Origin of the sequence: Pseudomonas sp. TMW22091 (assembly GCF_022496705.1) — a bacterium.
GTDB classification, from domain to species: Bacteria; Pseudomonadota; Gammaproteobacteria; order Pseudomonadales; family Pseudomonadaceae; genus Aquipseudomonas; species Aquipseudomonas saxonica.
In genome coordinates, this window is record NZ_SCFI01000005.1 from 38,533 (window position 1) to 56,027 (window position 17,495).

At 57.9% G+C, this 17,495-nt stretch carries 16 protein-coding genes; 4 read left to right on the top strand and 12 right to left on the bottom strand.

Annotated elements, in window-relative coordinates; genetic code table 11:
• Positions 1-150: 150 nt before the first annotated feature.
• Positions 151-2,901: a PAS domain-containing sensor histidine kinase gene (locus EQV93_RS11295; protein WP_240891582.1), complete on the bottom strand. Its 2,751-nt coding sequence runs from the start codon at positions 2,899-2,901 to the stop codon at positions 151-153.
• A complete protein-coding gene (locus EQV93_RS11300; protein ID WP_240891583.1) occupies positions 2,898-3,338 on the bottom strand; it encodes a TadE/TadG family type IV pilus assembly protein in 441 nt (146 codons plus the stop codon). Before EQV93_RS11300 ends, EQV93_RS11295 begins: the two co-directional genes overlap by 4 nt.
• 71 nt (positions 3,339-3,409) lie before the next feature.
• On the opposite strand from EQV93_RS11300, the gene EQV93_RS11305 reads away from it, so the two are divergent.
• Positions 3,410-3,883 carry a prepilin peptidase gene (locus EQV93_RS11305; RefSeq protein ID WP_146384674.1) on the top strand — a complete coding sequence of 158 codons (474 nt, stop codon included), beginning with the start codon at positions 3,410-3,412 and terminating at the stop codon, positions 3,881-3,883.
• A 105-nt stretch (positions 3,884-3,988) separates the two neighbouring features.
• Positions 3,989-4,783, top strand: a complete 795-nt coding sequence (locus tag EQV93_RS11310; RefSeq protein WP_240891584.1) for a response regulator transcription factor — start codon at positions 3,989-3,991, stop codon at positions 4,781-4,783.
• 103 nt (positions 4,784-4,886) lie between these two features.
• Here the strand turns inward: EQV93_RS11310 and EQV93_RS11315 are convergent, their stop codons facing one another.
• Genes EQV93_RS11315 through cpaB form a run of 8 tightly spaced genes read right to left on the bottom strand, consistent with a single transcriptional unit; the run spans position 4,887 to position 12,318 of the window.
• Positions 4,887-5,153, bottom strand: a complete 267-nt coding sequence (locus EQV93_RS11315) for a DUF3613 domain-containing protein (protein ID WP_122784973.1) — start codon at positions 5,151-5,153, stop codon at positions 4,887-4,889.
• Positions 5,154-5,169: 16 nt separating this feature from the next.
• Positions 5,170-5,862, bottom strand: coding sequence for a tetratricopeptide repeat protein (locus EQV93_RS11320; RefSeq protein ID WP_122784974.1), 693 nt, complete (start codon positions 5,860-5,862; stop codon positions 5,170-5,172).
• 14 nt (positions 5,863-5,876) lie between these two features.
• The gene (locus EQV93_RS11325) at positions 5,877-6,761 is read right to left on the bottom strand and encodes a type II secretion system F family protein (protein ID WP_146384676.1); all 885 of its coding nucleotides are present in this window, start codon (positions 6,759-6,761) and stop codon (positions 5,877-5,879) included.
• A gap of 1 nt (position 6,762) precedes the next feature.
• On the bottom strand, positions 6,763-7,647 hold the full coding sequence (locus EQV93_RS11330) for a type II secretion system F family protein (RefSeq protein WP_240891585.1): 885 nt from the start codon (positions 7,645-7,647) through the stop codon (positions 6,763-6,765).
• 11 nt (positions 7,648-7,658) lie between these two features.
• On the bottom strand, positions 7,659-8,933 hold the full coding sequence (locus EQV93_RS11335) for a CpaF family protein (RefSeq protein ID WP_122784977.1): 1,275 nt from the start codon (positions 8,931-8,933) through the stop codon (positions 7,659-7,661).
• Positions 8,930-10,129 carry a pilus assembly protein gene (locus EQV93_RS11340; protein WP_146384680.1) on the bottom strand — a complete coding sequence of 400 codons (1,200 nt, stop codon included), beginning with the start codon at positions 10,127-10,129 and terminating at the stop codon, positions 8,930-8,932. Before EQV93_RS11340 ends, EQV93_RS11335 begins: the two co-directional genes overlap by 4 nt.
• Complete coding sequence (locus tag EQV93_RS11345) at positions 10,126-11,352, bottom strand: type II and III secretion system protein family protein (protein ID WP_146384682.1); 1,227 nt, start codon at positions 11,350-11,352, stop codon at positions 10,126-10,128. The genes EQV93_RS11340 and EQV93_RS11345 overlap by 4 nt, the downstream gene beginning before the upstream one ends.
• A gap of 27 nt (positions 11,353-11,379) precedes the next feature.
• Positions 11,380-12,318, bottom strand: coding sequence for a Flp pilus assembly protein CpaB (gene cpaB / locus EQV93_RS11350; protein ID WP_146384684.1), 939 nt, complete (start codon positions 12,316-12,318; stop codon positions 11,380-11,382).
• A gap of 334 nt (positions 12,319-12,652) precedes the next feature.
• On the opposite strand from cpaB, the gene EQV93_RS11355 reads away from it, so the two are divergent.
• Complete coding sequence (locus tag EQV93_RS11355; RefSeq protein WP_240891586.1) at positions 12,653-12,874, top strand: Flp family type IVb pilin; 222 nt, start codon at positions 12,653-12,655, stop codon at positions 12,872-12,874.
• Between the two features lie 8 nt (positions 12,875-12,882).
• Positions 12,883-13,299 (top strand): response regulator, encoded by a 417-nt coding sequence (locus EQV93_RS11360; RefSeq protein ID WP_442968882.1) that lies wholly within the window; start codon positions 12,883-12,885, stop codon positions 13,297-13,299.
• Between the two features lie 206 nt (positions 13,300-13,505).
• Here the strand turns inward: EQV93_RS11360 and EQV93_RS11365 are convergent, their stop codons facing one another.
• Together EQV93_RS11365 and EQV93_RS11370 are read right to left on the bottom strand one after the other, a co-directional pair.
• Positions 13,506-15,188 (bottom strand): ShlB/FhaC/HecB family hemolysin secretion/activation protein, encoded by a 1,683-nt coding sequence (locus EQV93_RS11365; protein ID WP_122784983.1) that lies wholly within the window; start codon positions 15,186-15,188, stop codon positions 13,506-13,508.
• Positions 15,189-15,369: 181 nt separating this feature from the next.
• Positions 15,370-17,421: a collagen-like triple helix repeat-containing protein gene (locus tag EQV93_RS11370; RefSeq protein ID WP_240891587.1), complete on the bottom strand. Its 2,052-nt coding sequence runs from the start codon at positions 17,419-17,421 to the stop codon at positions 15,370-15,372.
• Positions 17,422-17,495: the final 74 nt, after the last annotated feature.

The following is a 17,495-nucleotide window of genomic DNA, read 5'->3' on the forward strand; positions in this document are numbered from 1 at the left end:
CCGAAGGCTGCGTCCGATTGCGAAGCGATCGTAAAACCTGAGCGCGCGGTCTAACAAATACACCGCGATCTCTGAATTTACGACGGCTTTGCCGCCGAACGCCGCCTTCGGCAGCTGCTACGGGATTTTTACGCGTCTTTATCTGTGCCTCTATCCCTCATCCACCACCGGTAATTCCACGCAGAACCGAGCGCCATGCTCGGTGTTGCTGACGCTCAAGCGCCCACCCATGTTGTCGATGATGCCGTAGCTCACCGACAAGCCCAGGCCTGTGCCCACACCCACAGGCTTGGTGGTGAAGAACGGTTCGAAGATGCGCTCCAGCAAACGCGGGTCAATCCCGCCGCCATTGTCTTGCACCCAAAGACGCACACAGTTGCCTGCCCGCTCCGAGCTCAAGGCAATCCACGGCTTGAAATCGCGGTCCGTCTCACACTTGCTTAACAAGGCATCGCGGGCGTTGACCAGCAGGTTGATCAGCACTTGCTCCAACTGATCGGTATGACCACGCACATGAACGCTACAGTTCAGACCATCACTGCGGATCTCTACCCCTTTACCGCGCAAACCTTCCCCCAACAGGGCCAACGTGCCTTCCAGCGACTGCGCAGGATTGAACAATTGCTGTTCTATCTCGGAGCGACGCCCAAATACCCGCATGTGATCAACCACCCGAGCCGCCCGCTGGATTTGCGCATCAATTCGGGTGAGCTTCTCTTGCAGGTAGTCAATTTGCACATCGCCATTGCTCAGCCGTTTGAGCACGTTAACGATGGCCATGCGCATCACATTCAGCGGCTGGTTGATTTCGTGGGCCAACCCCGTGGCCATTTCGCCAAGGGTGGCCATTTTGGCGCCGTGGGTCAGTTGTTGTTGCGAGCGTCTGACTTCCGTGTTGTCGCGGGCGACCGCCTGAATCTCTAACAATTGGCCCTGCCCATCAAAAACACCTCGGTCAGACCACACCCACCACGCATGTTCACGCCCCGGCAGTTGCAGGCTGATTTCAGCCGTACTGACCGGGAGTTCAGGGGTCAAACTGGCCATGCGCTGCAAGAACGCCTCATGCTGTTCCTGCGACAGCCAACTGGCCAGGTTAATCCCCGGCAGTTGTTCGGGCGCGCACTCCAGGTAGTTGGCCAACGGCCGATTGCCAAACGTCAGGGTCAAGTCCGGCAGGTAACGGCAAATCATCGCGGGCGAATCTTCGACCAGTATCCGGTAACGCTCTTCACTGTGCCGGACTCGCTCTGCCACCTCGGTTGCTTCGGTAACGTCCAGCCACAGCCCGACCGCTTCAACAGGCAGCCCCAAATCGTCACGCAGTAATTTGGCCTCATCAAGCAACCAGTGGTAATTGCCCTGCTGATCACGCAGGCGATAACGACCACGGGCGCTTCCCTCACGCAGCAACTGGCGAGTGCGCTCCAGGTAGTGTTCACGGTCGTCGGGATGAATACGCTCGATCAATGCAGACCCCGAGCAGTCGTCAAGACCTAACCCCAGCAAGGGCTGCAGGCTTTCACTGAAAAATTCGGGCACCAAGGCGCCTTCAACATAACGCTGTACATAAATCACGGCCGGTGAGCGGGCGATCACGTTACCCAAACGGGCCTGTGCCGCTGCCGCTTGCAGTTGCTGATTTTTGATGTCGCTGACATTCAGCATGAAACCGACAATCCGACGCCCTGCCCCCTTGCCCAGTACCTGCCCTTGAATGCGGTACCACTGCGCCGGTTCAGTGCCCTGCGGTTGATGCACGCGGGCGCACAGTAAGAGCGGCGTTCCCTGCTCCAGCAACGCGGTAAAGCCGCTACTGATTTCATCGCGATCAGCGGGATGAAACAGCGCCAGCCATGCCTCACGTGACAACGACACCGACTCCAGTGCGGGCAAGAGGCTGGCACTCAGTTGAGGCGCCAATTGCATTTGCCGAGTAGTTTGCAGCCATTCCCACCAGCCCGTACCGAGCAGCCCTTGCAATGCTTCCATACGTTCGCGCTGTTGCTCGTAATGCTGCGCTCGCAAGCGGTCTTGCAACGGCCCGGCAATCGTCGCGCACACCTGCAACCAATCACGGGCGCTCGTCTGCGCGCCACCAGACGGTGCCGAATAAAACCCCAACAGCAACCACGCCGACGCCCCGCTCTGGTCGCGAAAAGGCACCAGTAAACCCTCTGCATTGCCAAACAGGCTGATAAGCCACTGGTTGTCAGCCTGTTTGGCACTCACGGGAATCGGCGCGCACTCGTTCAAACCATCCAGTGCTGTGCCAAGGGTTTGTCCCGTCGTCCATAACTGCGGGGTGTCGAAGGCGTGATACGCACTGTACAGCCGCCACCCCAGGTGCGTGTCCGTGCGCAAGGCCAGCGCCACGCCGGGCACACGCCAATGCTCAGCCACCTGCTGCAAGGCCTCAAGCATCACCGCAGGCAGTCGCGCCAGGTCGCACTGGCGCAGTTGTTGGCCAATGCTGTGAATCAAGTCGCTATTGTGGGCGTTCACGCGCGCTTGCTGGCTGTCGCGCTGTAAATCGCTGATGTCTATCAACTGTAATAACCAACCCTCGGCCTGAGGTTGTACCCAGCCTCGGGTGCGCAGCACCTGCTGGTCAGCCCCCCGAAAGTCGAGATCGATCATCTGCCCTGTCCACTGCGCTGGAGTGCCTTCGAGGGCTTGGGTACTGCCCGGCATCAGATAGTCCAGCAGCAGCTTCGGCTCTGCTCCCTCTTTCACCGGCGTCAGGCCATGATTCAGTGCGCCGTGGATTTGAACCACTCGCCCCCGATCATCGAGCAGCAGTTGCAGGGCGTTACCGGTGGGCAATAGGGCAGCAACGGGTGGAGGCTCAGGCTCGTTTCGGCTCAACCAGCGTGCGAGCAGCCTTTGGCCCTGAGTCAAAACTTCATGCTCGAGGTGGATTGCAGGTTATCGGGCAGGTTCGGCACTCTGATATTTCCCGGCAGCACGATGACTGGCAGGATAGTGCTCAACGCACTCGCGGGCAGGCTGGCCATGACGGTCAGTACGCCCGCTGTCGGGTCATATACGGCCGTTTGGGTGACTTTAAGCCCGCCCGGCACCCACGATAATTTATCTTTGAGCACGGCTTTGGCCGTGTTCTCAACGGTGGTCTTGTAAGCCGACGCCGCCAACGTCGGGTCCACTGCCACACTGCGACGCACCGCTTCGGCCGTGGAGTTGTTGAATGACTGCAACAGTAATAGCGGCAGGCTGTAGCTCACCACGCCATATAACACTGCAAAAAAAATAACAAAGACCAAAGCAAACTCGATGGCCGCTGCGCCTTGCTGTTTTCGGGGAAGTCCTATTTTCATGACAGCGTCTACCCTGACAATTCAACGTGGTTTGAGCATAGAATCATTCGTAAAAAAAGGATGTTAATTAAGTGTTCAATATAGTTCTTATCGTGATCTGGTTTGTGGCCTGTACCGCTCAGGATTTATATCAGCGTCAAATTTCCAACCTTCTAACTTTGGGCGCCGTTAGTTTGGCACTCGTATACTTACTTTGCACCGGCCACACGTTGCTCGGGGCCAGTGCCGCAGAAGGTGGCTGGGCACTGTTGATTATTCTGATACTGACTCTGCCCGGGTATGCACTCAATAAATTCGGTGCAGGCGATGTAAAACTGCTGTGTGCACTCGCACTGGCAACCGATCGTCTGATGGTTCTGGGGACGCTTATCGGTGCTGGACTATGGGTTGCCATCGCCTGGTTGGTCGCGTCAAAAATACTGCCGCTGCTGAATCAACAGCTTAAGCATCCTGACAATAAGCCGAATGGAGCAACGTCAAAAAAACTTCCCTTCGCCCCCTTCCTGCTCGCAGGTTTTATTCTAACGCTCATGCTCTATATTTAAGTGAGTGAACGGGTTAATACATTGTACCTAGTACTAAAGTTAGTCTAACTTCAATTGAGCCACCTCAATTGATACTGCCAAGATGTCCCGGATTGGTTTACCAGGATGGAGAACCGCGTGAAAAACCCTGCCCTAATAAAAATACTGGTTGTCGACGATCAAGCGTTAATCGTAGAAGAACTGTGCGAGTTTCTGGAAAGCAGCGGCTACCGTTGCGTGCCGTGTGAATCCAGTCGTGCAGCCATCGAAGCTTTTGAGGCCGACACTGACATCGCCCTTGTGTTGTGCGACCTCCACATGCCAGAGATGAATGGCATCGAGCTGACCCAACACTTGCAAGCCCTGGCGGGCAAGCAACGGATCTTTGAAAGCATTTTGCTGACCGGCCGAGCCGACAAACAAGACGTGATCAAAGCGTTGCGCGTGGGCATCGCTGACTACTATCAAAAACCGGTCGACTTGAACGAGTTGCTTGAGGGTATCCAGCGCCAGATCACGGTGCTGCAAGAACGGCAAAAAACTGAACGGCTCGGGCATTTGAACCAGAAATTGCAGTATCTGGCTGAATCCATCGACGACCTTTATCAAGACATGGAGTCGGTTCGCCGACCGCCACACTACGCCCATGCCGCTCAAGGCATGGAGCAGGACGCTTCACCCTCTGGGCAAATCCCGACTATTTTCAAACAGCTGTCCCCACGCCAACTGGACGTTGCAAAACTGGTGAGCAAAGGTCAAACCAACTATCAAATTGCCTGCGATCTGGGCATCACCGAAAACACCGTGAAACTCTATGTGTCACAGGTGTTGCGTTTGACCCACATGAACAACCGTACTCAACTGGCGCTGGCCTTGTCCCCTAATGCATCGGATCAACAGCGCCGGCAAACCGCGCATTAAAACCAGCGCTTGAAGAGACCGTAGTCGCTGACAAGGAACGCAGGCTGCAATGGGCGGCAAAGCCGCCTTCGTTCCACGTTAGCGACAACAAGCCCTCCTCGCCTCAGTCCTGCTTGGCACTCCCGCCTTCCTTTTGCTTGTAGTACTCCGGGATTGGATGGGTGTAACTGTCCAACCAGCGCTGCAGGCTACGTTCTCTCTCTGCTGCGGTGGCTGCCTGAGGCACCGGCGATTTCACCTTGCCGCTCACTTGCAGTTGCAGCCAATTTTCCGTTTCCTGCTGATACTGGGACGCCGGGCCCGGCTCAATGGCCAGTGCACTCAATGGCAGCACCGCCAACAGTACACCCACGCGAATCGACTCTCTCATGGCACAACTCCTGAGCTTATTTGATCGCAGCCACCTGGTTGCTGGTGGGTCGTGCTTGAGTTTTCAAGGCTTGCGCCCTGGCCTGAGCATCACTGACTTGCTCTGGCGACAATTGAGCACGGGTGACCAACTCCGCGGCCTCACTCCACTGGTCCTGATAAATCAGTAGCGTCACCAGATTCAAGGCCGCCAGCGAATCCGATTGCTTGAGTTCCAGTGCAGTCAAAAACTCGAAGCGGGCTTTGTCGAGCTGCAGTTGATTGAGATAAACCACGCCAAGATCGTTTCTGATTTTGTCATCGGTAGGCGCCATTTGGGCTGCACGCTCAAGGTAACTGACCGCCAGGGCGTTATCACCAGCGCCTGCCGCCAGTTGCCCAAGGCCGTGGTTCCCTTCAGCACTCAGGCAGGTGCTTAACAGCCCTTGGTATAAAGGCCCGGCTTCAGGGCGACCCAACTGGCGGTAGATCCGCGCTTTTCGCAACTGCACCTGAGCATAACGCTCCGGCAGGCTCTGCAAGTTGGCGAGGCTGGCGTGCAGCTTGCCCTCCTTGGCCATGTCGTCCGCCAGGTTCATCGACAACTCCTGATCGCCGCTTAACTTGGCGCAACTGCTGTCGGTCAAGGCCAGCCACGGCGGGTTGCTCTGCCCTTCTGTCGCACAGCCCCCCAGCATCAGGAGGGCACACACGCTAAGGACTGCTTTCATATTCCTACTCCTGATCAAGAGCCAAACGCCCGTGATATCGCAATAAAACTGGGTCCGGCCAGCACCAGCATCAGCGCCGGAAACAGAAAGACCATCATCACCACAGACATCTTCGCGGACATTTTTGAGATGTATTCTTCAAGTCGCGCCGCACGACGGTCATCGAGCATCTGTTTAAGCGCTTGCAGTGACTTCATGGCACCGCCGCCCTGTTGAATCAATTGCAGCAAAATCACACAGGTGTCATTGAACTCATCCACGTCCAGCAAGCTCGCGGTTTTACTCAGTTCCTGGCCCAGCTCCAGGCCGGAGTCCACCCGCGCCAGCACCACGCGCAGTTCACCGGTGAGCACCGGCAACAACTGCCGTGCCTCAAGGCTCAGTACCCGCAGGGCTTGCTCCACCGCCATGCCTGACTCAAAAAGAATGCGCAGCAACGGAATAAACGTTGAGATCTCTACCGCGATTTCTTGCTGACGTTTTTTGGCGACATAGGCCAGCATGCGTTTGGGGATCAGATAGCCCAACACCAAAGCACAAAGCAGCACCACCAGCAGGTTGCCGGAGCGAGGAAAGAACAGCTCATGGCCTAGAAACACCAGCCCGGCAAAAGCCACTGGGGTCGCCACCTGAAATGCGGCAAACAGCGCGCGCTGGTTAGCGGTGCGCCAACCTACCCGGTTGAGCAGCACTTCGGTCTCGCTGTCCATCGAGACTGATCGCTGGCCAAATTTGGTGTTACCCACCGCCCGCATCCACGTATCAAACTTGCCAGGGCCGGTCTTTTCCCCTTCCAGACGTTGCATCACACGCTGCTGGCGCAGGCGGTCGCGCACCGCAATATTGATCAGCAACGCCACTGCGGCCACCATCAGCAATATGCAAATCACAAAGGCCATGTCATACGCTCCGCACCATGCGCCACAGCGCCACACTGCCGAACACCTGCATGGCAAGGGCGGTGAGCATCAAGTTCTGACCTTTGGGGTCATGCCACATGTTGATCAGGTAATTGGGGTTGCTGATCATAAAAAAGGAGCACACCAGTATCGGCAACAACCCCAACACAATGGCCGTCATGCGGGTTTCACCGGTCATGGCTTTCAACTTTCGGGCCCCTTGCTCACGCTCGCGAATCAGCACGATCAGGTTATCCAGCAGCTCACTGGCGTTGCCCCCGTAGCGATGATTGACCTTCAAGCCGAGGGCGAACATGCGAAATTCTTCACGGTCATACAGCTCGGCAAAGTCCTGCACGGCTTCGGGCAAACTCACCCCCATCTGCACGTTACGGGCCACCCGGCTGATACTGGTCTTGAGGGGGTCTGTGGACGTCTCAATGGCCAGCAACACGGCGTCAGCCAGGGTGCGACCGGCCTTGAGGCTGCGCACACTGGAGTCGAGCAGACCCGGGAGTTGCGCAACCATACGACGCACCCGGCGGTGGTAGCGCCAGCTGACAAACAGCCACACGCACAAGGGCGGCAGCAACACACACGCGAGGGCAACCATGGGGCCGCCCAGCACCGCCCCCAGAACGACAGCAACACCCCACAATGACAGCCAAAGCCCCAGCCGTTCGGAAGGTCGCCTTAGCCCCGCCTGCAAAAAAGCCCGATCCAGCCACGCGACAGTGAAGGCTTGCTCGGCCACCACGACCCGGCCTTCACCCAGACGCTCCAGCACCCTACTGGTCGTCGGATCACGTAACGTGCGATACACCAGATGCAGCGACAACATGAACATCATCAGGCTGCACGCAAAAAGCACCAATGCCGGGATCATCAGCAGCCCTCTCAGCCGTTCGGATTCAAAATCGGATCACGACGCAACTTGTCGCTTGCAGGGTTTAACGCTTCGCGCATAAACCCAAAGCCGGTGCGCCTGTCCAAACGGAAGAGCGTGTTGGTCACATACACATCGTCGCGCACGCCAACGACTTCCAGCACCTCGCTGACACAGCGGCGGCCGTCGGGCATGCGCGTCAGTTGAATAATCACGTCCAGCGCCGCGCAAATCATTTGCCGCAACGTCTTTTCAGCCACCGTACGGCCGGTCAGGCCCACCAGGGTTTCCAGACGCAACAAGGCGTCCTGGGCAGTGTTGGCGTGCACGGTACTCATCGAGCCATCGTGACCGGTGTTCATCGCCGTCAACACGTCGAGCACCTCCACACCCCGGATCTCACCCAGAATGATGCGATCAGGGCGCATCCGCAGCGCGTTGCGAATCAGATCACTGGATTTCACTTCGCCATGCCCCTCAGCATTGGGCGGGCGGGTTTCCAGGCGCACCACGTGGGGATGGCCGAGCTGCAATTCGGCCACGTCCTCGATAGTGACCAGACGTTCATGGGGGTTGATCAGTTGGCTGAGAATATTCAGCAGTGTGGTTTTACCCGTGCCTGTACCGCCACTGATCAGGACGTTGCAGCGCTTGCCCACCGCCTCTTGAAAGAACTCCAAGATGTCCTGATCAATGGTGTGCATGGCCACCAGGTCTGTGCTGTTGAGCATGTCTTTGCGGAATTTGCGGATGGACAGGCACGGGCCGTCCAAAGCAATCGGCGGAATGATCGCGTTAACCCGGCTGCCGTCCGGCATGCGCGCATCGACCATCGGCGAGGACTCATCAAGACGTCGCCCCAAAGGTGCCAGAATGCGCTGCATCACCCGCTCGACATGGTGATCATCAATAAAACGCAGGTCGGTCTGGCTAAGCACACCCTCGCGCTCCACAAACACCCGATACGGGCCGTTGACCAGAATTTCGGTCACCGCGGGGTCGCGCAGCAAAACTTCAAGCGGGCCAAAACCGGTTAACTCGTCGACTATCTCTTCGGCCAGCCGCTCCATCTCATACCGCGAAATGGCCAGATGCAGGCGAGATACGTATTCGGCCACGCGGTCAGTGACGAATTGCGACAGCGCCTGACGCGAATCTTCGAGCAGGTTTTTGCCGCTCTCCTCAATGGCATCAATGATGTACCGGTGCAGCACCAATTTCAGGCCGTCGTGGTCAGCTCGCCCATCTTTATAGAGGCCCGAGCCGAACAGGTTTTCACCTTTCATTTAGCCCCCAACAGACGGTTAAACCACTTGCCAGGGCTGGCCGAGGACGCTTGAGTGGCGGGCGAATGCCTGGCCAGTTGTTCACCGACTTTTTTCAGGCCCAGGCTCAAGCCATCCCGCGAGGCCAGGTCATAGAGGGTGGTGGCCTGATTTTTGGCATTAAGCCGCAACTCGGCGCTCGGCGGTAACGTCACCGACAGGGGTATACCAAAGGTTTTGACCAGTGCATCGGCATCCGGCGCCACGCCACGCAGATACCGGTCCACCAGCAAGGCGGCGTGCTCAAGCTTCATGCCCTTGGCGCGCCACAGGCTCAGCACGTCCAGATTGCGTCGGCAATCGAGCACGCTTTGATCGGTGTACCACAGCAATTTGTCGCAATGGGTCACGAAGGTGCGAATGGCTTCGCCATCGGGCTGGCCGGTCAGGTTGACCACAATGTGCTGGAAATGATTACGCAGGGCACTGAGCAGCATATACAGCTCGGCCGCACTGGTTTGCGACAGCGGCTCATCGTTGTAGCCATGGGCCAGCACGCACATACCGTCAGGGGTTTTGGCGAATGCGCTATCAATCAAGGTGCTGTCCAGACGCCGCAAATGCCGCATGGCGTCGCCAAAAAAGAAGGTGCTTTCAAGGCCCAGTAACGCCAGCCCATCGCCGCGAGGTACCCCCAGATCCAGGTACAGGGTTTTGTGATTGTGTTTGTGCACCACCAAGCCCAGGTGGCTGGCGAGCAAGGCGCCATCGGCGTTGCACTGAGTACTGAACAGCACGGTCATACCGCCCAGCGTGGTGCTCGGCGTAACCGCCGGCAAGCGCTTGCTCAAGCGGCGCACCAAACCTGCCACTTCGCTGGAGCGTGAGCCATAGGCGACAAAATCCCGCGCACCGGCACGCATGGCATTGAGCACCAGCTGGTTATCCATGCCATCGCCCAGGGCCACAATGGCCAACATCGGTTTGGCTTCCAGCGCGCCCTCGATCAACGCACATTGCGCGACGACTTTTTCCCGATCCAGACCCACAAAAATCAGCCCGGCAAAGGTCACATCGACCAACGCCAGCAACTCATCCAGGCTGGTAGTGCCTGCACCCACGACTTGGCCCAGCGGCGCCAGAGCACCTTGCAGCCATTCTAGATCGGTGTTGTTGCGCGTAAGCGCGAGAAACGTCTGGCTCAGGCTTTGGCTCATTGGGATAGCCCGCTACGGTTATTGAACTTACCGTTTTCAAGGAAATACAGGCGGTACCAGTTGGGGTCGTAATTACGCAGCTTTTCGCCGGGCAATGACGGCAACTGAGCATTGGCCGCCAATGGCTGGACCAAATGCGGGGTCACAATCATCAGCAACTCTTTCTCTTCACGGCTGATATTGGAGTCGCGAAAAAAGGCGCCTAACACCGGAATATCCCCAAGACCCGGGAATTTATTGACCTGCGAGCTGTTGCGGGTGCTGATCAGGCCGCTGATCACGAAACTTTCGCCATCGGCCAGGGAAATACTGGTGTCGGTGCGGCGAACATTCAGCCCCGGTACCAAAGTACCGGCGATATTCACGGCATTGGTGTAATCCAGTTCGCTGACCTCGGGCGCCACTTTGAGCATGACACGGTCACGACCGACCACCGTCGGCGTCAGCGTCAGGCGAATACCGAACTCTTTGTACTCAATCGACACGTTGTCGCTGCCGCTACTGGGCACCGGGATGGGCACTTCGCCCCCGGCCAGAAAGGTCGCGCTCTGCCCGCTCATTGCCACCAGACTGGGTCGCGCCAGGGTGTAAGCAAAGCCGCTGCCTTCCAGTGCATTGATCATGGCCCTGACCCGACCACCCCCAAAACCGATGTTGAAGTACTTGCCATCTGCAACTGGGCCACCGGTGATAAGGCCTTCAGCCGTGCTGAGAAATGAGCCCGGCGAGCCGAACAGGAAGTTGCTGCCCATACCGAAAATGGAGGTGCTGGCTTCTTGAAGTTTGGTGCGATTGACCTCGACAAAACGAATATCGGTTTGCACCTGCACAGGCAGCGTCGGGTCTTCTGAAGGGGATACGGTGGCGCTGGTGTAGCCGACAGTGGCTTTACCCTTGACGAACACCATGCTCTGGCGGGGTGATTTCGAACACGCGGTCCAGATCATCAGGCTGGTGGTGCCGGGCGCAACGCCGGTGAGCAAGAACGCATTGCTGCCATTGGCGTGCACATCGGCAATGGCCGGGTCACCGACCGCAATGCGTGAAATCGCGACAGGGGAATCCATTGCCTGCTGGGTGCCTTGCGCGACCTCCAGTACGGACGGCAACTGGCCCAGGGCTGCGCAATTGCTTGGAACAGCCAAGGCCATTTCAAATGGCGCGCTGCTTAAAATCAGAGTCCAGACAGCTCGTTTGTACAACACCGAAAAACGATGACTCATGCTGGGCTTCCTTGCAGTTCAGATTTTTTATTGGGCGGGCTGCTGAGCCGCTTGATTGCCGCGAATGATTTCGATACCCCGCTCACGCGTCACACCATTGGCCGTGCTGACCACCGGTGCTTTAGGCGGGCTGGTCATGGCTAACTGGTTGAATTGATAGAGGCTGCGCTTGGCCGACTCAAGGTTGGCGGAGGCGTCTTTTTCACCGGCCCAGTATTTGCTCAGGCGTTGTTCCTCAGCGCTGCGCACAGCCAAGCGCAGCGTGCCCGCCTGGGTCGCGAGCATCAGCTGGTTAAGTAACGGTTCTGGCACCGCCAGTACGGCAGTGCGCGCTGCTGCGCGGTTCTGGGCCTGTTTAAGGGCTTCTTCGGCGTTCAACGGCTGGCGGGCCAATTGACCATCGCTGGTCAGGCCCAACTCCTCGCCCACACTCAATACCCGCACGGCCGGCAATACCACTTGCGCAGACTGCTGAGGGTTGGCCGGGTCCTGGCGCAGGAACAGCAGGATATCGACGTAATCGCCGGGCGTGAGTTGCCCCCCCGCCCCACTGACTTCATCGATGGCCACGGCCAGCGCACGCTCATCCGGGCGAATCATGCGCGACAACGGCCCGCCGATTTCGAAACTCTGCTCATTCACCCATGTACCCGCATTGAGTGCTCGCCACGGCGTACGCCCCACGGCCTGATCAATGGCGGTCAGGCTGCCGGCGGGGACTGTGCGTAATTTTTCAAGGGTCACATCATCAGCTGTCAGGGCGACATGGGGGGGCACATCACGTACCAGCACCACCACGGGATGACGGGTCTGGTCTTCAACGTTTGCCACACCCTGCTCGACGACTTGAGTTACAGGAACCTGCGCAATCGGTTGTTGCCGTGAAATCACCAACCCCCAATAACCTGCAGCAATGGCACCCACGAACAAAACGGCGGCCAACATCAAACTGCGACGATTGTTCATGTAAAAACTCCCTTTTTCACTGCAAACGGCAGTCCATAAAACCTTCGTGATCAGGTATCGATCAACACATTGAAAACCGTTTCAACCATTTCGCTATTTGAAAATAGCGCAGGTATTTCAAATTGCCATTAGCCACTTTAAAAAGCTGCAAATAAATGCTGGAAGTTTGATTTAACACGCGTTTTCTGAAAATAACTTTAGTATTAATACTTTGGCATTAGTTCCTATTTACAGTTGAAGCAGAGGGGTTTATTGCCAATGCTGTGGGTGCAGATTCAACTTAGCGACACCTTATGTGCAGAGTGCTCCGATCGGCGCACCAAGGAGAAGTCAGATGTTTTTAAATACTGTTCTTAGCGTGTATGTTCCGGCCCGAACGTTTGTCGCGCATCAGGTTAAACAGTTTGCAAAACGGACTGAAGGTGCTTCGGCTATTGAGTACGCATTGATTGTTGCGATGGTTGCGATTGTTATTATTGCGGTGTCTCCGGGTATTCGGACGTCCGTAACAACGATGTTCGATTCCATCAAGGCTGGCTTGGACGCCAAAGCTTAATTCGGTAAATGAGCATGTATCCAACCGCTACGCGACCACCGCTTCTGCTGGTGGATGACGAAGAAGAGGCGGTGATGGAGCTGGCCGAGCTGTTGGAGGGCGAAGGTTTTTGTTGCCATACGGCAACGTCTGTCATCAGCGCCCTTCAACTGCTGACCCTTAATCCTGACATTGCGCTGGTCATCACTGACCTGCGCATGCCGGAGGAAAGCGGCATTGCTCTGATACAGCGTCTGCGCGAGCACACGCAGCGTCAGCATTTGCCGGTGATCGTCATTTCGGGGCATGCCGATATGGACGATGTCAGTGATCTGCTGCGCTTGCAGGTGCTGGATCTGTTTCGCAAACCCATCTACCACGTGCGCTTGCTCAGTACGCTGGATCACCTCTTCCCCAAGTCTGTCTTGCAACAGTTGGCGCCTTAGAAGCCCCTCACCCTAACCCTCTCCCAGAGGGAGAGGGGACTGACCGTGCCGGGTTCAGATGCAACACACTAACGCCAGACCGCATGATTACCCGAACATCCCCCGGCCGATTTCAGATGCAACGCATTAACGCCAGACCGCCTAATTACTCCAACTTTCCCCGGTCAAGTTCCCTCTCCCTCTGGGAGAGGGCTAGGGTGAGGGTTTTACAGCTGATAACTGAAACTCAAGGTATAACGCGGCCTGCGGTTAAAGCTGTCCAGTGCCATGTCAGACATCGGCTTGGCCACCTCTAAAGCAATGTTGTAATAACGCTTGTCGCCAAAGCGCAGCCCTGCCGCCGCCGAGGACATGTCCGAACCTTTGAACGGCAGTTCGTTGAACCAGGTCTTGGCCTTGTCCAGCACCACATAGGGTTGCAACAACTTCACCCAGTCGCCATCACGGTTGAAACTGTAGTTAACCTCATAAGCAACACCCCAGCCCTTGTCACCCGAGGCTTGGTCATCCGGGTAGCCACGACCAAAGTTTTGCCCACCAAACACTGCCCTTTCACTGTCCGGCAAACTGTCATCACTCCAGTACAGCGCGCCCGACATCACCCCCTGCCAGTTGTCGAAGAAGCCATCGCTCTGAACACCCGACAGGCGCAAACGGAAGAAATCCAGGTCATACCGGCTGCCGGTCAAGTTTGTCTCGGTTTTGGCACCCAACCCATTGATGCCCTGGTACACGCCGGCACTGACGATGCGCAACTGCTTGGCATCAGACTTGCGCCAATCCCCTTCTACCGCCAGTGCTCGCACATTGGTACGTTCGCTGATGGTCGGGTCATACCCGACGATTTCGTAGTCCGTGTTGTCGTTGACGCCATACAGCCGGGTGCCGATGCTCAGCCATTGATCGGGCGCAGCAATCAGCGGATGACTTACGCCCACCGAAAACCGGTCGTTCTTGCGATGGGGCTTAAGCTCAAAGCCGTCACTGGTGGCAATACTGGAGGCCGGGTCACTGCGATAGTGCGAGCCGTACAGACTCAGTTGCGTGCCTTCGGCATTGAGGTATTGGCTGTAATCAAGACGGTAGTAATGCTCTTTGTCGTGGCCCGGCGGAAACAAGCCGCTCAGGGTCAACTGCTCGGCCATGCCCGTCTGCGAATTGCTGCTCGCAGCAAGCAACGCCTGAGTGCTGTTACGGCTGCCTTCGGTCAGGCTCATGCTGGTGGTGAAGGGCTTTCGACTGGCAGTAATCTGCATCGTCGACGCACCATCGGTGGTTGTGGGTGGCGGCACTTGCGCCTGCAACGTCACGCCCGGCAGCCGGCCCATCAAGGTGGCATAGCGATCAAAGGTTTTACGGGTCAACGGGCGCTCTGCCTTCAGCTTGTCCGCCAAGTCATCGATCATGCCCCTGACCCGCCCCACATCGCCTTCAACGCGATAGTTGCTGATGTACCCCTCGACCAACACCACGCGCACCAACCCTTGATCAAAGTCCTGTGGCGGTAAAAAGGCATAGGACAGCAGGTAGCCGTCGGCCTGGTAGCGCTGGGTGATGGTGCGCGTAGCCTGGATCAATTGCTCCAGGGTGATTTCATGATTGAGCAACGGTTGGTAGGCAGCACCCAACTCCTTGAGGGGGTACACCGTACCGCCTTCAATTTGCAATTTGCGGATGGTTAAACGTGTGCTCATCGTCAACGGTGCCGGCTGAGCAGCTTTGGGTTTGGGCAACTCAAGCGCAGGCGCCTGCGGGCGATAGGCATCGACCGGCAAGTTGGGCGTGGGCAGGGTTTGCAGGGTTTCATTACTGTTGAGGTAACGCGGAAGAGGTTCGGCACCCACGTAAGGCGTCAACGCCAACAATATAAAAGGGACGCAAGTTCGCATAAGACACTCCATGGTCTACTACAGCGGCAAAACGAGGGGGGCGCGTCATCTGACCGTGAAGCTACCCGGCATCAGCCCTACAACTTACACATGAAAAAAAACGAGAGATTGCTCACAATCTCTCGTCCAACCAAGCGTAGGCGCTGTAGGGAAGGCCGTCGAACCGGCCAGGAGCAATTCGTTAGTTTTTCTTGCCCAAGTTGCCCAAGCCGCCAAGTACGCCGCCAAGCGCACCACCCAAACCTGTCGCAGGAGCACCGCCAGCAGCAGGCGCGGCCTGAACCACACCACCGACTGAACCCACCGCTGCACCGACAGTGCCGACCAGTGCGCCGACCGCATTGCCCGAACCCGCCGCAGGAGCACCCGGAGCAGCAGGCGCGGCCTGAACCAGACCACCGACTGAACCTACCGTTGAACCGACAGTGCCGACCAACGCGCCTACCGCATTGCCTACCGGGTTAGAGGTAGTGCTCTCGACTTTGGCCCCCACGCTGCTGACTGCACTGCCCACCTGATTCAACAGTCCGCTAACAGGAGCACCAAGCCCGGTGGCCGCGCCGACATTCTGGGTAACGGTCGTGACCGCCGTGGTGACCGGGTTCAGCGCCGTTGCTACGGTGCCAGTGACAGCGGCTACCGGAGCGCCTGCCGCCGTGTTAGCCACACCTGTGCCGCCCAAAACGGAGCCGGCTGAAGCCACCACATTACCTACGCCTGTTGTATTGCCGCCGCCCGCCTGAACCACACCATTGGTGCTGCCTGCTGTCAGGCCGGCACCTACGCCATTAACCACCCCGCCAACGGTTTCCAGCAGACCACTGCCAGCCAGGCCGCCCGAGCCTCCGGTGCTACCACCCCCTGTACCGACTGCCGGATTAACCAGACCGCCAGCCTTGTCAGTAGCGCCCGCTACCGTATTAAGTACACCGCCGACCAAACTGGTCACCGGGTTGTTACCCGTTGCCGCCACTTTGTCGCCCAGACCACCGACTGCGGTACTGACCTTGTTCAATACACCATCGACCGGAGCACCGAGGCCCGTGGTTGTGCCGACTTTACCGGTAGTGGTTTCCACCATGGAAATGACCGGCACCAGCACTTTGTCATTCACGGCGCCTGTTACGTTACTCAGCGGGCCAGTGGTTGCAGACCCGGTGAGCGTGTTACCGAGCATGGTGACTGACGTGCCGACCTTGCCAACCAGCCCTCCCGCTACGTCTGTGACTTTGTTGGTCACACCGCCCACGATCGGGATCTGACTGATCATCGTGTTATCGAGCACAGTGCTGACGCCCGTGCCGACCGAAGTCACCCCTTTACCGATATCCGACACGGCAGTCGTTGCACCCGCAACTGTCAGCCCCAGCGAATCTTTATTGGTGCCCAGCGAGCCGAGGCCGTTGGTCAAGCCTGTGCCCACGGACGTCACTGCGTTGCCGGTATTGGTTACCAGGCCACTGCCCACCGTGCCAACCACAGGAACGGCGACCAAGCTATTGCCGATGCCGCTCACCACGTTGCCGACACCTTGAACACCGGTGCCAACTTGCCCGACTATCTGCCCTGTCACCAACGGTGTGGTGCCTGCACCTGTGCCGCCACCGCCTGTGCCGCCGCCACCTGTGCCACCGCCACCTGTGCCACCGCCACCTGTGCCGCCACCACCTGTGCCGCCACCGCCTGTGCCACCGCCACCTGTGTCGCCACCGCCTGTGCCGCCGCCACCTGTGCCACCGCCACCTGTGCCGCCACCGCCTGTGCCGCCGCCACCTGTGTCGCCACCGCCTGTGCCGCCACCGCCTGTGCCGCCGCCACCTGTGCCACCGCCACCTGTGTCGCCACCACCTGTGCCGCCACCGCCTGTGCCGCCGCCGCCTGTGCCGCCGCCACCTGTACCACCGCCACCTATGTCGCCACCACCTGTGCCACCGCCTGTTCCGCCACCACCTGTGCCACCGTCAGTTCCACCACCGGTTCCGCCACCGGTTCCGCCACCGGTTCCGCCGCCGGTTCCGCCGCCGTCTGTACCACCTCCGGTTCCGCCACCAGTGCCATCGCCACCGCCAGCGCCACCGTCTCCACCACCCGTACCACCATCCGTACCGGCCTCAGGGGTGCTTGCCGAAACATGGCTTTTGGAACCGCCGCCACCACTGCTGCACCCAGCGAGGCTTACAGTCATTACCAACAGTAGGGCTGTACTTGTTTTTAACCACAGTTGAGTATTCATGTTCATTGTCCTGGCACACGTAACGACTAAGTTCGAAAGTTCTCTGTTCTGACGCCAGAGATACACTTCATCCG

Coding starts and splice junctions, on each gene's coding strand:
- EQV93_RS11345 (WP_146384682.1), bottom strand. CDS start 11,352: ATGAGTCATCGTTTTTCGGTGTTGTACAAACGAGCTGTCTGGACTCTG.
- EQV93_RS11310 (WP_240891584.1), top strand. CDS start 3,989: ATGGAGAACCGCGTGAAAAACCCTGCCCTAATAAAAATACTGGTTGTC.
- EQV93_RS11330 (WP_240891585.1), bottom strand. CDS start 7,647: ATGATCCCGGCATTGGTGCTTTTTGCGTGCAGCCTGATGATGTTCATG.
- EQV93_RS11320 (WP_122784974.1), bottom strand. CDS start 5,862: ATGAAAGCAGTCCTTAGCGTGTGTGCCCTCCTGATGCTGGGGGGCTGT.
- EQV93_RS11360 (WP_442968882.1), top strand. CDS start 12,883: ATGAGCATGTATCCAACCGCTACGCGACCACCGCTTCTGCTGGTGGAT.
- EQV93_RS11300 (WP_240891583.1), bottom strand. CDS start 3,338: ATGAAAATAGGACTTCCCCGAAAACAGCAAGGCGCAGCGGCCATCGAG.
- EQV93_RS11315 (WP_122784973.1), bottom strand. CDS start 5,153: ATGAGAGAGTCGATTCGCGTGGGTGTACTGTTGGCGGTGCTGCCATTG.
- EQV93_RS11365 (WP_122784983.1), bottom strand. CDS start 15,188: ATGCGAACTTGCGTCCCTTTTATATTGTTGGCGTTGACGCCTTACGTG.
- EQV93_RS11355 (WP_240891586.1), top strand. CDS start 12,653: ATGTTTTTAAATACTGTTCTTAGCGTGTATGTTCCGGCCCGAACGTTT.
- EQV93_RS11325 (WP_146384676.1), bottom strand. CDS start 6,761: ATGGCCTTTGTGATTTGCATATTGCTGATGGTGGCCGCAGTGGCGTTG.
- EQV93_RS11335 (WP_122784977.1), bottom strand. CDS start 8,933: ATGAAAGGTGAAAACCTGTTCGGCTCGGGCCTCTATAAAGATGGGCGA.
- EQV93_RS11370 (WP_240891587.1), bottom strand. CDS start 17,421: ATGAATACTCAACTGTGGTTAAAAACAAGTACAGCCCTACTGTTGGTA.
- EQV93_RS11340 (WP_146384680.1), bottom strand. CDS start 10,129: ATGAGCCAAAGCCTGAGCCAGACGTTTCTCGCGCTTACGCGCAACAAC.
- cpaB (WP_146384684.1), bottom strand. CDS start 12,318: ATGAACAATCGTCGCAGTTTGATGTTGGCCGCCGTTTTGTTCGTGGGT.